Source organism: Chitinophagales bacterium, assembly GCA_041392475.1.
Taxonomy (GTDB): domain Bacteria; phylum Bacteroidota; class Bacteroidia; order Chitinophagales; family UBA2359; genus JAUHXA01.
The window spans coordinates 1,354,409-1,369,001 of the sequence record JAWKLZ010000001.1 but is presented as its reverse complement, the minus strand read 5'-3'; the positions used below and the strand labels follow the sequence as shown (position 1 = coordinate 1,369,001).

The following is a 14,593-nucleotide window of genomic DNA, read 5'->3' as shown; positions in this document are numbered from 1 at the left end:
CTATTCTTTTGTAATTTTTAAAAATTAGCTTATTTTAAATGAATATTTCCTGAACTATCTACTTGAATATTTGTGCAAGTATTGTTATAAAAAGCTACGATTTTGGGATCTTTCATGTCTCCAGGTTTAAAATCCAAGCTAATCATACTAGATATCCCGTCGCCCAACCAACCAGACAATTTTCCTATGGTAAAACCAATTAGTTTACCATAAGCGCTAGGAGCTTCCGACTTTAAGTCTTTGACTTCCATTACAATCTGCCCATTCTCGCAATTACAGACCAAATCAAAATCCACATCCACTTCAGGATTGTTTAAATCAACAGAACCTATATCAATATTGTAGTCCAAGTCCAAATCAATGCTGAGTGTATTGTCGGTTTTGTACTTGGCTTCAACATACCGATTACCAGACAAATCCCCCCATTCTAGCTTGGTATTTGTGTTGTTGTGTCCTACTGCAGCTTCAATCATCTGTTCTATTGTTTTTCTACTAATCATGGTGACAGGTTTTGCGAGTGATGATTTGTTTGCATTCTTCCAATAGGAACTATTCCTCAATTCACTTCCTTGAATTACAATTTTATCTGGGTGACCATCATTCTTATCTATCCAAGTGCAAGTACCATAAGATTTGTCAAACATAACTTCGCCATTTACAATCAATTCGATTTGTTGCAAACACCAGCCATCTGTATCTTCTGTGGCAATTTCAAGGTATTGAATATCTTTGATGGTTTTAATATTAGGACTTAGATTGTAATAGGTGTCGGTTTTTCCTTTTTCTCTATCATTTCCACCATTGTCGTAATAATAGATTCCATCTTTTCCATTCAATCTGGCATATATCCTTGCGTCTGTTTCAGCATCTTTGACTGTGCCAGTTTTGGTACGGATTTGAAGGCTGTATATGGGAATTTCTTCTAAGTCAATTTTTTGTACCACAGACTCTAAGGTATAGCCGCCATTATCTGGTGTTGAGGTTTGGGAAGGCATTGGAGAAATAGATTTTATTTTCACACTTACCTTATTGAAATATACATCCATATATACGTCATCTGAAGTACAGTTTCCCACATCATTCCCGTTAGTATCTCCCATTATTTCAAATATTCGCACCAAATTTCCTCCTTTGATGTCTGGATGGTCAATATCATGATCGGTGTCGGTGTAAGAAACCTTCGATTCTGCGCTAGAAAGAATGTCGGTGATAACGAATCCAGAAGGGGCTGTCCAAATTGTCTCTGTCCAAGTTTGGCGGGCTTCTGTCCAATCACTTTTGGTTTCTTTTGCATGTAAGTACAATACGGCTTCTACTCTCTTTTTATCGTTGCTCAGTTGTAAACGAGCAAAAGCATTAACATTTGGTCCATTACCCCCAAACTCTCTATCGCCTCCTACATGTTTAGGACATAAGTGGGGAATCGCATATGGAGTGAAAGTTTCGATGCGCTCTATATAGGCAGAGGTAGGTTTAGGTGTAGAATTGGAACTTTGATTAGCGTTTCCCCATCTTGTTTTTGGTCGACTTGTAATTTCTGAGTTATTCTGACGAGTAGAGGATTTTTCTTTTCCATGTTTATTATTCTGATATTTTAGTGTCTGGTTATTATTTATTTGATTTGAAGAATTAATCCGTAAAATCTTGATTGAAGAAATTTTATCATTAAATCCCAAATTATTCAAGTTTGGAACATCTTCAGTTAGAATGATTTGCTTTCCCTTGAAATTATCACCATCATAGGCATACACCTGCCAACCACGGGGTATTTGAATCGATGATATTTGGTCGTTGGCAGACACTTGCTGCCAAGGTGAAGGTGTTTTAAATTTTCCCATTTTGGCATATTCTCCTGCCGGTAAATCAATTTTATGTCCTTGGTAATTTGAATCGGCATAACAGGTAACCTGAGCCATACAGGTATTGAAATACATAGATACAGCTAAAAAAGTAATCAAAAAGGATTTGAAAAATTGTGATTGTTTCATTTTGAAGGTTTTAAGATAAAAAAAAAATTCTCTGAAACAGACGATTCTCAAACCCTGTGTGGGAAAACTAATTTTATTTTTTTTAAAATTCACATCATTTTTTTACCTTCAATTTGTGAATAACTCAGAAGACATACAACTCCTTCAATCCAATCCAAAAGAACTGATTTTTAAATACCATTCGGTTTTAGAAAAAATGTTGGATAAATACATTGAAAAGGGTAAACTACCCATCGATAAGCGAAATGAGTACCTTCAAATAATTCAAAAACAGACAGTTAATCGCTTATTGAAGTTATGGGGAAATTACAAAGAAGAAGCGTATGTAATTACTGTTTTAGCACAAGCAGGGGGAGCAGTCTGTAAAAATTTGATAGATGTACATTTACTTCAAAACCAAGATGTGCGGTTAATCATCAATTACCGCTCCTTGTCAGCTATTAAAGTAAAATATTTTGTGAAGCAAGGCTTTATTCAAGAAGTAGATGCAGATGATGTCTATCAGATATTGCAGCAAAAACTTTTGGAAAAATTGCATAGTGGTCAATTGCAGCAATACCAAGGCACAGACGGAACTTTATTTTCAACTTACCTCAATAGAATCATTACCAATCAACTCAAAGACATCTGTAAATCTCTTTATAAGACCAAAAAAAGACAAGCAAAAGAAGCAATTGAACGCCATCTTTTTCAAACATCTCCCCTTTTTGAGAACCTTACCCAACAGTTTTATTTTGAAGAACAGATTAAAATGCTTGTTTTTTTGATTCAACAATATGTAGGCAAAGAAAAAACCAAACTTGAAATCTGCTTAAAAACCTATTATCGTTTGCTATTAAATGAATCAGATATCTATCCTCTGGCATTGACTATGCTTATGCTGGAGGAAATGTTGCAATTGTTCAACAAACAGTATGTACATTGGAGCAATAAACTATTGTGGGAAAATCTCGGTAAATTCATTGGTTATTTTGAAGGAAAAAACCACACGTCCTCCAACCTGCGAAAATGGTTTACCCGAAAACGCAACCACATTATGGTCAAACTCCTACTGATTGTTATTCACCAAAGACAAGTAAAATTACCTATACAGTGGATAGGCAAAGAAAGCGAGATGTTACAACAAATTACTACAAATCGGGATTTGGTGAAATATTTAGACGAATGGATGGGGGAATTGGTATATCGATATTATAGAACTTAGTGAAAAAATTAATTTCAGTAAACTTTCCCAAATGAAACATCGAAAAACGTCTATTTCAAACAGAGAATAATTTTTTAGCAAAATGGACAATCAATTATCAATATATTTTGATTTAGAACATCATTTAAATGACAGAGCAAAATCTTTGTATATTGAAGCTCTGAATCTTAATCGTTTAGCAGAAATTCCACGCATTATTTATGTACATGCCCAAAAATGTGCTTATTGCACCATCCAATTGTACGAACTTTATGAGGCTTTGGAGGGAGTCAATTATTTAGAATTGGGAAAGCATCCACTATTGGACAACGGCTTGAGTAACCTGCGTTTGTCCAATAATATTGAAGACATAGATGCTATATTGGAGCGGTTGATAGCTGACGCTATAGTCATTCCTGCTTATGAGGAGATGATTTCTACAACCTACCGCAATTCTGTAGTTGACGGGCGGTTAGTGGTACTTCATCCTGAAAATGAGCAACTCTGTATAGGTTTTATTTCATTTAGATTTAGCACGAATACAGGCATAGGTTTTATCCTCACTTTGGAAAATCATCTTGGAAGGGTTTTTAAGACAAGAATAGCAGCAAGTGAAACGGAATACACACTTAGCTTTGAGCCTAAAGACCAATTTCCATCAGGTTTGTATTATTGGAAATTGGCATTGAAGGGAGGCAGTCCGATGATGATAGGTAAGGTATTTGTTTACAACTAATCGGATGTAATATTGACCTATTTCGCAAAGGATTATGCTCAATTGAAGATATGAAAGCCCTCTCCACGGCATTTGAATGGGTAGAGAGGGTGTGTGTGGAATGTAAAATACTTCTTTCTTAAAACCTTTATAAAATTTAAAAAACAAGTAACAAAGGTATTGTTATATTGTTTACCACCACAAAAAAAAGCTGCTCTATTTTTGATAAATAAAGCAGCTTTGAAACTGTTTGGTGGAGCTGAAGGGATTCGAACCCTCGTCCAGATAAAGAATCCATGAGCTTTCTACATGTGTAGTATTCTATTGATTGTCGGGATGAATCAGGAAGAATACGAACCAAAAACATCCTTATCTCCTGAATTTCGCCTAAGTGTCGGAGTAGCCACTCAGGCTAGTTTAGCATAGTTTCGAAATCTCGACCGCTACACGAGCCAAACATGCGTGTAATTGCGGGAGATTGAGGCATCTAAATTAACCTAGAACTTAGGCTGCCATCGCATAAGAAGTGTTGCCACTTGCAAAGTTTGAATGTTGAGATTTACGAGCCAGCAAACAAAGCTCGACATGCTTACCCACCTATTGCTTTACTGTCAATGCCAGTACAGCCCCATTGATAGGAAAAAACCAAAATTAGAATAAAAACAGCGGTAAATCGAATTTATCGCTGTTTTTATTCCTTTTGGCATATTATAACTGCAAAACACCCAAAAAAGTTCCCCAAAAGCACAAAGACTTTTGAAGTTTTCTTTTCACAGCCTACTGATTTTCAAACATTCCATCTTTTCAGAATAAACTTCAAAAGTCTATTTTAATTCTATGAGCGTTTATTGATTTCGTCTCGCAGTTGAGCAGCCTTTTCATAGTCTTCCTTCGCAATCGCTTCATCAAGCAGATTGTTCAGTTTATCAATAGTATGTCGCTTCAAGTCATTGCCACTCGATACCTCTTTTCCTCGCTTTTGTTCCTTCACACTTTCTTCTAAAATAATACCTGCTTGTTCTAAAATGAATTCGTAAGTATAAATCGGACAGCCATAGCGCACCGCCAAAGCCAAAGCATCGGAAGTCCGAGAGTCAATTTCGAGAATATTCTCACCCATTTGACACAACAAAGTAGCATAAAAAATACCGTCTTTTAGGTCACTAATAATCACCTCTCGCAGTTCAATATCAAATTCAATGCACAGGTTTTTCATCAAGTCGTGGGTAAGCGGACGGGCGGGCATCAGATCGTTCAAGACAACTGCAATTGCCTGAGCTTCATAAGCTCCAATGACTATGGGCAACCTTCGCAAGCCCTCCTTTTCCCCCAACACAACAGCATAAGACTGGGATTGACTGATATTGTGCGAAAGAACAACTATTTCTAATTCGATTTTTCTCATGGGTAAAAAATGCTAATTACCTACTTTAATTTTTGACCACTACTTACTCTTCAATTCCTTTACTGCTTCAATGATTTTGGGAACTACTTCAAAAGCATCCCCAACAATCCCGTAATCAGCAGCCTTGAAGAAAGGAGCTTCTGGGTCTGTGTTGATAACGACTATCACTTTGCTATTGTTCACACCTGCCAAATGCTGAATAGCACCAGAAATTCCAACAGCAATATACAAGGTTGGACGAATGGTCAAGCCTGTTTGCCCAACGTGTTCGTGGTGAGGCCGCCAATCTACATCAGCTACTGGACGAGAACAAGCAGTAGCAGCACCCAATAGTTGTGCCAATTCCTCAATCATTCCCCAGTTTTCAGGGCCTTTTAGACCTCTACCTGCCGACACCACCAAATCTGCTTCGGGCAATGGAATGGTGTCCGATGCTTTGCTGACCTCCAATACTTTCACTTTCACTGCATCAGCCCCCACACTTGTCGCAAAATCTTCAACAGGAGCAGTGCCTTCCCCTTTCGTTACGGTATAGGCATTTGGATTAACTGCAATCACTTTCTTGCTGCTGTGAAGGCTATATTCTGCAAAAGCCTTTCCAGAAAAAACGGATTTGCGAACCGTAAAATCACCGTTGATGCTTGGCACGTCAATAGCTCCCGCTACAAAACCAGCCTTCAATCGAACCGCTACACGAGGAGCTAAGGCTTTACCTGTGCTATTATAAGAAATGACAACTGTTTCTGCACCAGATGCTTCTGCTGCCTCTGAAACGATTTTGGCATAAGCACCCGAATCAAAATTGTGGAAAGCGGCATTGTTTACCTTCCATACCTTATCCGCACCATAAGCACCTAATTTCTCCAATTCGGCTGTATCGGCTGCGCCAATCGCAATTGCGATTACTTCTTGCCCCCCCATCAATTCGGCAGTTTTTGCAGCATAGCAAACTGCTTCAAAAGCCGCTTTTTTCAATTTACCTTCATTGGATTGATCTATATATACTAAAACAGACATTTTGTTTGATTTTTTATATTAATATTAAATAACTTTCGCTTCTTCGTGAAGCAATCGCACCAATTCAGCAGCGTTGTCAGGATCTATCAACTTCACCTTAGAACGTGCAGGAGGGAGTTCATATTCTTTGATGCTGCTAAGTGTTTCCACTTCGATAGCAGGAATCACTTTGAGAGGTTTGCGGCGAGCCATCATGATTCCACGCATATTGGGAATCAACTGCTCTGCCAAATCTTTTTGTCCGCTTAAGACGAATGGTAAATCTACCTGTACTTTTTCGATACCTCCTTCAATCTCTCTATCCACCGTTGCAGTAGTACCTTCAACTTCAAGTTTGGTTGCCAAAGAAATATAAGGCATATCCAACATTTCTGCCAACATTCCGCCAACATTGAAACCATTGTAGTCAATGGATTCTTTGCCTGTAAGGATGATGTCAAAACTTTCGGTTTGAGCATAATCCGCAATTTGGCTGGCTACAAAATAAGCATCATTAGGGTCTGCGTCAATGCGAACGGCATCATCTGCTCCAATTGCTAAAGCTTTTCTAATGATTTGTTCATTGTCACTTAGACCTACATTTACTACCGTCACTTTGCCGCCAAATTGTTTTTGCAACTCAATCCCACGAACCAACGCATACCACTCATCTGTAGGATTCATGATCCACTGAACGTTAGTTGTATCAAATTTTGTATTATTGTCGGTAAAAGTAATCTTTGCAGTAGTATCTGGCGTTTTACAGATACAAACGAGAATATTCATAGATATTTTATTTTTTTTAATACTATGTTCAAAAAACGGTGCAAAGTTACTAAAAATTTATCAAATTTTCGCTTATGAATCGACTGTCACAAATCAAAACATTTTTGAAAGAGAATCCCAATGACCCTTTTCTGCAATTCGCTCTGGCATTGGAATACATCAAACTAAAAGACCAAGGTCAGTCATTGCAGGTTTTTACACAACTGGCCATAGATCATCCGCAATATGTTGGAACTTATTACCACTTAGGGAAGTTACAAGAGGAGTTAAAACAATATGATGAGGCGTTGGAAACTTATCAAAAGGGCATGAAGATAGCTCTTGAAGAAAAAGATAGACATGCTCACCAGGAATTGCAGGGTGCATTCAACATGCTTAGAGATGAATTGGAGGATTGGTAAGGAACAAAATGAAAATTAAAAATATACTTCAAAATCACCTTTTTATGAAATTAATTTTCTGAAGTCGTTTTTGAAGTGTGCCTAAATCAAGAAAAACACGTTTTAAAGACAATAGTTCGTGCAGAAATCACAACAATTTAATTATCAACAGTTTAGAAGATAATTTTTATTTTGCTAATTATTTGATAATCAAAACTCTGTGCCTCCGTGCCTCTGTGTTCATTAAAAATTGCACGAACTATTGAAAGAAAAAGAAAAAAGCCTTTTAAACACATTTGAACTATATGTACTATCAAAGAACTCCCCTTAGCCTTTGGCTCAAAGAAGGCGAAGGACCTAATTTAGATTTTAAGGTAAGCATTACCTCTCGTCCGAAAATTGCACGTTCTATTGTGGCTTTTGCCAACAGTAGAGGCGGCAAAATCATTGTCGGCGTGGAGGACAACAAACGAGTAGTCGGAGCAGACATTGGTGGGGAAGAATACGAACTGGAAAAGGCGGCAGCATTGTTTTGTCAACCTGCGATTGAACTCGAATTTGAAGAGTATGAAACCAGTACACAGAAAATGCTTTTGATAGCACACGTTCCCGAAAGCAAAGAAAAGCCTCACTATTGCATTGACCGAAAAGGGCGAAAAAAAATATATGTTCGCATTGCAGATGAATGTGTTGTGCCTACTACAATGATTGCAGAAATGCTGAAAAGTGGCTATATGAACAAATTAGAGCGCAATCATTATTACACCATTTTCAAAAACGAATTGGTCAGTTATCTGAAAAAAAATAAGCGCATTTCTGTTTCTGAGTATATGAAACTCAAGAATTGTTCCGAGCGCAATGCCAAGCGAACTTTGTTGGATTTGTTATTTGAAGGAGTGCTTCAAATAAATGGAAAAGAGGAATTTTTGTTGAAGTAAATCAAAAATTATTTCACTGTCATGATTCTTTCTGCAATACTCGTTCCAGACGGTGTGGTCAGCTGTACATAATAAACGCCATTGGGCAAGGCCCGCAAATCCAAATCCGTTTCATAGGTTAACTCTCCCGAAATTTCTCCTTCATAAATGATGCGAATCAGCTGATTGCTGCTATTAAAAAGCCGAATAAGCACTTCGTCTTCATTTTCTGAAATCAATCGCAGATGTGTCCAGTCTTCCGCAGGATTGGGAAAGATTTTCATGGCTTTTCGGTTTTTGCCTTTTTCTCCATCTCGCTCCAATTCGATGAAAGCCGTTGTTGTGTTTCCAGCACAATCGGTAATGACAACGGTATATCCTCCTGCAAACAAGTAGTCTATTTCTGAGGCATACTGTCCATTAGACCATTCGTAGGTATAGTCTCCACAAGAAGTATCTCCTTCAGCAACAGTCAATTCGATTGTCCCGTCACTTTCACCCAAATCAGTTTCGTTGAGAATAGTGGCTGATTGTATAACAGGCAAATTGATGTCATCATCACCTCCTGCGCCTAAATCAAATTGATACGGACAATCATTGGCATCGGTGATTTCCAAGCTCCACGGAGAAAGTGAGGAAGCCTCTATTTGAAGTTGGTGATTGGTCAATTCGGATAGTGAAGCAGCCGTTTCGTCGCCTTCTAACACCAATTCATATTGATACGGAACTACACCCCCTACTATTTCAATGCTGTATTCATTTTTGTCCAATGGCGGTGCGCTTGCCCATTGAAGTTGTTCAAAATTGGTGGAAATAATAGGTGGTTCACTGACTTCAATGCTTTTAGAAACACTGCAATGTGTTTGGGCATCCATAACCGTAACTTCATATACATCAGCTGGTAAATCTTTGTGAAGGGCTTGTTCGCTTAAATCTTCGTTGCCCCACAAAAATTGGTATTCATTGGAGCCGCCACTGGCAGTAATCGAAATACTCCCATCGCTCATTCCAAAACAACTGACATCCTCCGTTATTGCCTCAATTGTTGGATTGCTGGCTACATTTAATTTGGCTTGAATCGGAAAAGTACAGCCATTTTGCAGGTCTTCTATGTCAAAATACAGCCAATAATCACCGAAAGGAAGTACGTTTGTGTATTCGTTTTGTGTAGAGTTGTAAGTCCCAGCTGAAAGAGTGTGGGCTTCGTTTTTGTACCAAACGGAGGAGACCTTCAAATTGGTTGCAGTTCCTTTTTTGATGGCTACTCCCAAGGTTTGATTTTGGCATATTTGGATAGGACTGACAATGATTCCAATATTGCTAACAGGCTGTGTTCCAAAACTATCATATATATCTTCTATGATTCCGTGGTTGGTGACATTGCTTTGATTCCAATTATCACCTTCAAAACTTGTAACTATACATCCCCAATTGATGATGTTGCTATTCAATCCATTCACAATCGAATCGTCTGTTCGTATGACTGCACACTTTTCGTTGGTGAAAGTAGATTGGTTTTCAATGCCTCTATTGAAAGTGTCGGTGATTTCAAGATTCGCAAAATTGGTAAAAATACCCAAATTGGCGATGCCTGACCAAGTAGTATTACTAATCGTCATATCACCGTAATTTTCAAATTTCACCTGTGTCCAAATCCCCGCAGTCGTAGATTCATCAATGGTCAAAACATTACGGTTGATAAAAGTTGCAGCATTGAAGATTCCCACATTTTTTGATTTCTGAATGTGTATCGTACCGTGATTATCGAATGAATTGAGGTTTTCAATTCCATTTTTACCCGAATTTTGAATTTCAATAGTGCCATAATTCGTAGTGCTGACATAATTCATAATTCCCTGTAAGCCAGAATTGATAATATTCCATTGAGCATGATTGATGATATTTGAATAATTCACCACAGAAGCTCGATTCGAGGCTTCAATTGTTACCGTTCCATGATTGGTAAATGTTTGGTGGTTGGTCATGCCTTCTCTCAGGGTAGTGTGAATGTTCAATTGGCCTTCGTTGGTAAAGTTGCCCACATTTTGAAGAGCAAATGCACCTGACTGCAAAATGTCTATGGTTCCCGTATTGTCAAATTCCAAATAATTTCTCAGTCCTATACTGTCTGTTCCTTCAATGTGAACTGTTGAAGTATTCACGAAAGTACCCACATTTTCGATACCTGTTTCTTGAGAATTGAGAATGGTTATTTGGCCATTGTTGGTGAAATTCTTGAAGTTAAACAATCCGTGCGTCCCCATATTATTGGAGGCAATACTGCCCGTATTCACCAAAGTACCATTGTTGCTAATGCCAAAAGAAGCAGCATCTTCAATGATGATACTGCCCTGGTTTTGAATCGTTCCATTGTTGTTGAGACCGATTGAAGTATGCTCGTTTAGGATTTGCAATACACCATTAATGGCAATGTTAAAACTTGCACCTTCTTTGACTGTAAGTGATTGAATATTGGGAACGGCTTGGAAAATAGTAGGTTTGTTAGTGGTGATAGGAATTTCTATCCGAGCAGTCGGAACACCATTTGGATTCCAATTTTGGGGATTGCTCCAATTGTTATCTACTGCACCTGTCCACACTTGTCCAAAGCACAAAGTGGTCAATAAAAAGCCAATTACAGAAACATATAATTTTTTCATGGCTTATAAGTTTTTTATAAAAAATTAATTTAGTGGTACTAATAAAGTAAAAAACTTGTAGTTGGATGGGAAGGCATTTATAGGGAAATGGGAAGATAGGAGTAGCAGCAAGTTGAAATTGTAGAGAAGGGCTAACTTCAATGGCTAAAATTAAGCATTTTACCGCAGAAATCAAAATTTATTTTACATTTTAGTGACAAAAAACTATGCACACATTCATGTAGTTTTTAAAACTCTCCATATTTCCTATCTTGTGAGTCTAAATATTGCTTATCTTCAACCTTATAATATAAGCCCCTATGCTGCTAACTCAAACACAAATAAGATGGATACTTGGCTTAACAATGGTCTTTTTCGTTTTTATGGGAATGGTTTCTTGTGTCGATACAGTGTGTTGCTCACAAGAGAAATGTACACAACCCATTGAAGAAGATACAGTCGTGGAGTTGGTGATGAATTTTGAATACACATCTAAAGAGATGAATTGTAAAATTTTATAATAAAGCATTTAGTTTTTTTCTGCAATTAGTCGTACTACCTCTTTTGCACAGCCCCATGATACCGTAAAACCACTTCCGCCATGTCCATAATTGTGAATGACCTGTAAATCTGCTTCTTTCTCCAATCGGATCACCGACCGATAAGGACGTAAACCCACATAAGCCCCTATCACCTTTTTTCCCTTCAATCGAGGCTGCAATCGCTCACAACGTTCTAAAATACCTTCCACTACTTTTTCATCCACCTCCAGACCATATTCATGTTCCTCTGCCGTACCTCCTAAAACAATACAATCTTTTCGGGGCATCATATAAGTCAAATCATTCGGTTTTTCTTGGTCAGCCAAATAAAGAATACACTCGTTATCAGACGCTTCTAACTGAACAATGTGTCCTTGTATGGGGTAAAGTGCATCGTCCTTGCACAATGTTTTTGCGCCCAAACCTGTACAGTTCACCACCGTAGTTTCGGGATATTGCTGCAAAAGATCTGCAATGTTTTTCACCATTCCGACTTCAATCCTACCTCCATTCGCTTCAAATCGCTGCAACAAATACTGCATGTAAATAGGTGTTTCGATCATCGGAACATTCGCAATATGCGCCTGCTGGTAGCCTTCTGGAAGTTCGTCTGCCCTAGCCTTTCGGTAAGCATGGGGTGGTAAATCGGCTACCCACCAGGGAATAACATCAGAGGTCAAACGCTCCAACATACACCAATCTACAAAGTGAATACCCGTTGAAGTTTGTTTGGACAATGCTTCAAAAACGGCATAAGATTCCATACTCCACTTCAATACCAAATCCTGTGGTTCGGCTTTGTAGGGAAACCAAATTGCTGCTGCTTTATTGGAGGTCGTTTGTGGTGGAAGTGAGGCGGAAATAATTTTCACATTGGCATAACCCGCTTCTAACAAACAAATGCCTGTGGTCAAACCTGAAACGCCACAGCCGATGATGGTGTACATGATTGTTGAAATTTGAAGGGTGAAAAGGAAAATGGTGCTGTTTAGTTTTTTGGTTCATCGAAGATTTTAGTGGAATGAGACTTTTGTAGTTTATTCGGGTGCATCCCAAATTGTCATATTTTGAAAAATTATTTGACAACTGGTGACGATGCTACGCACCTCAAAACATTTTATCTTCCACACTCTACAAACAGGGTCGGAGCTACGCTCCTGATACACAAATTTTTAGGAGCGTAGCTCTGACCCTATTTGTAGGACATTATTGAAGGAGTCAATATAGGTCTTCGCATTAAAAAGGAATAAATCGCAACCCACCCCTGCCCCTCCAAGGAGGGGAATACTTGTACGAAGTGGGAAATTCCCCTCTTGGGAGGGGTAAGGGGTGGGTTTAAGTAATATAAACAATCAATGCGGAAACCAATAAAAGGTACAGCGTACCGACACCACCTTACGACAATTTGGGATGCACCCTATTTTTTAAAAGCCTATTTAATCACCGACATTTTGGTATAGGCAATGATTTGTCCTTTGCTTATCAAGGTACAGATATACAGCCCATTTTCCAAAGATTGAGTGTTGATAGAAAGCACTTTGTTGTTCTTTGGACAGTTGTATTCTTGGAGCAGACGACCATTGATGTCTAAGATTTGTACTTGTGTGTTTCCCTTCAATAACAAATCTTTTTGTATGTGAAAATTTGCTTGTCCACTATTGGGATTGGGATAAACCTCAAAAACCACCTCTCCATTTTCCACATCTTCAATCCCCACCACTGTATCACCCAATATCAAATAATCATCGTCACAGCCCGATTCAATGCAGCCGTCTTGGTCGAGTTTTAAGAGCCAGATGTCGTTGCGAGTGATGCCGTTTTCACGATAGGAATACAAACCTGTCAAAGCGACTCCGCCATCATGAGTTTCTACCAAGTCTGTCAGTCTCGGTAACAGTCCTTTGTTTTCGGGGAAATACTGACGTTCCCAAAGTAGCTCTCCCTCCGCACTTAGCTTCGCTATCCAACCTGTGTAGGAGGTTTCTCCTCCTTCTTCTATCGGTGTTTCGTCTGCCCCGACTATCCAAATACTGCCATCCTTCATAGGAAAAGGTCTGCCTCCCTTTATATAGTGAATTTCTTCTGGCTCGATGTAGTAAGTCCACACATTCTTAAAGTCCAAATCAAGGCGATGAATCGCAGCAATGGTATTGTTTCGTCCAGAAGCGTAAACTGTATCTATAGCACAAGACTTTAGATAGCCCGAATGATTGGGTAAGGTTTCTATATAAGTTCTGGTGGAGCTGGCATCACAATATTCATAGACCTTATTCCATAGTTCATTGCCTGCTGTATCAGTTTTGATGAGATAAGCCCGAGGTGTTCCATCTTCACTAAAGCTTCTACTTGCGCCCCCTATCAAATATCCTCCATCATTGTCTATGGCAATGTCACTTCCATCTTCCAAACCTTCTCCTCCATATCGTTTCTGCCATATCGGATTGCCTTCTTGGTCTAATTTGGTCAGGCATATATCCCAAGAATCGTTTTGTCCAAATTTCCCAATCTCCCCCAACAGCAATAGATGTCCATCGGGCGTGCCTGTGTAGGCACTAATGAGGTCTTCGTCTATAAATTCCCCATAATGCTTTAGCCATAGGCTATCGCCTTCGCTGCTAATTTTCATCAGATATTTTTGAAGACCTTTGTTAGGTATATCTGCCTCACTACCAATAAGGAAACCTCCATCAGTAGCAGCAACTATCCCTGCTGCATGATAAATGTATGCTGGATTTTTATATTCACGCTTCCACAATACTTCTCCATAACGATTGGTCTTAGCAACCACTACACAACCTACATGCCCAGCAAAGGTCTGACTAGAATAACAAGCACTTTGACTGATTAGGATAAATGAACTGTCTGCTAATTGAAGGATATCTCTACCTGAATCGCTATTCTCATTAACATCAATATGGGTATTGAAAGTGGTGGGTTGAGCAGTGATGAATTGCAGAAATAACAGGCATAAAAGAGAATAAAATAAGCAGTGTTTGTAGCGGTTTGTAGTCATTGTTGTTGTTGATTTAGATAGAGTTAAGA

11 protein-coding genes and 1 other RNA gene are annotated in these 14,593 nt (G+C 38.6%); 4 read left to right on the top strand and 8 right to left on the bottom strand.

Annotation, left to right across the window (positions count from 1 at the left end):
* Positions 1–29 precede the first annotated feature (29 nt).
* Positions 30–1,988, bottom strand: coding sequence for a PLAT/LH2 domain-containing protein (locus R3E32_04985; protein MEZ4884075.1), 1,959 nt, complete (start codon positions 1,986–1,988; stop codon positions 30–32).
* Positions 1,989–2,103: 115 nt separating this feature from the next.
* Here R3E32_04985 and R3E32_04980 point away from each other — a divergent pair, with 115 nt between their 5' ends.
* The gene (locus R3E32_04980) at positions 2,104–3,192 is read left to right on the top strand and encodes a hypothetical protein (GenBank protein MEZ4884074.1); all 1,089 of its coding nucleotides are present in this window, start codon (positions 2,104–2,106) and stop codon (positions 3,190–3,192) included.
* Between the two features lie 82 nt (positions 3,193–3,274).
* On the top strand, positions 3,275–3,907 hold the full coding sequence (locus R3E32_04975; protein ID MEZ4884073.1) for a hypothetical protein: 633 nt from the start codon (positions 3,275–3,277) through the stop codon (positions 3,905–3,907).
* Between the two features lie 230 nt (positions 3,908–4,137).
* Here the strand turns inward: R3E32_04975 and ssrA are convergent.
* From ssrA to R3E32_04955, 4 genes are all read right to left on the bottom strand, one after another.
* Positions 4,138–4,516: a transfer-messenger RNA gene (gene ssrA, locus R3E32_04970) on the bottom strand.
* A gap of 205 nt (positions 4,517–4,721) precedes the next feature.
* Positions 4,722–5,291: a bifunctional nuclease family protein gene (locus tag R3E32_04965; protein MEZ4884072.1), complete on the bottom strand. Its 570-nt coding sequence runs from the start codon at positions 5,289–5,291 to the stop codon at positions 4,722–4,724.
* A gap of 39 nt (positions 5,292–5,330) precedes the next feature.
* The gene (locus R3E32_04960; protein ID MEZ4884071.1) at positions 5,331–6,308 is read right to left on the bottom strand and encodes an electron transfer flavoprotein subunit alpha/FixB family protein; all 978 of its coding nucleotides are present in this window, start codon (positions 6,306–6,308) and stop codon (positions 5,331–5,333) included.
* Positions 6,309–6,332: 24 nt separating this feature from the next.
* A complete protein-coding gene (locus R3E32_04955) occupies positions 6,333–7,073 on the bottom strand; it encodes an electron transfer flavoprotein subunit beta/FixA family protein (GenBank protein ID MEZ4884070.1) in 741 nt (246 codons plus the stop codon).
* 74 nt (positions 7,074–7,147) lie between these two features.
* Between R3E32_04955 and R3E32_04950 the strand changes: the two genes are divergently transcribed.
* Both R3E32_04950 and R3E32_04945 read left to right on the top strand, forming a co-directional pair.
* Positions 7,148–7,474 (top strand): tetratricopeptide repeat protein, encoded by a 327-nt coding sequence (locus tag R3E32_04950; protein ID MEZ4884069.1) that lies wholly within the window; start codon positions 7,148–7,150, stop codon positions 7,472–7,474.
* Between the two features lie 284 nt (positions 7,475–7,758).
* Entirely contained in the window at positions 7,759–8,391 is a 633-nt protein-coding gene (locus tag R3E32_04945) for an ATP-binding protein (protein ID MEZ4884068.1), read from the top strand.
* An 8-nt stretch (positions 8,392–8,399) separates the two neighbouring features.
* On the opposite strand, the gene R3E32_04940 is transcribed toward R3E32_04945, so the two are convergent.
* The 3 genes from R3E32_04940 to R3E32_04930 all read right to left on the bottom strand — a co-directional run bounded on the left by R3E32_04940 (position 8,400) and on the right by R3E32_04930 (position 14,564).
* On the bottom strand, positions 8,400–11,030 hold the full coding sequence (locus tag R3E32_04940; GenBank protein MEZ4884067.1) for a T9SS type A sorting domain-containing protein: 2,631 nt from the start codon (positions 11,028–11,030) through the stop codon (positions 8,400–8,402).
* 508 nt (positions 11,031–11,538) lie between these two features.
* Positions 11,539–12,498: an FAD-dependent oxidoreductase gene (locus R3E32_04935; GenBank protein MEZ4884066.1), complete on the bottom strand. Its 960-nt coding sequence runs from the start codon at positions 12,496–12,498 to the stop codon at positions 11,539–11,541.
* A 485-nt stretch (positions 12,499–12,983) separates the two neighbouring features.
* Positions 12,984–14,564, bottom strand: a complete 1,581-nt coding sequence (locus R3E32_04930) for a T9SS type A sorting domain-containing protein (protein MEZ4884065.1) — start codon at positions 14,562–14,564, stop codon at positions 12,984–12,986.
* Positions 14,565–14,593 lie beyond the last annotated feature (29 nt).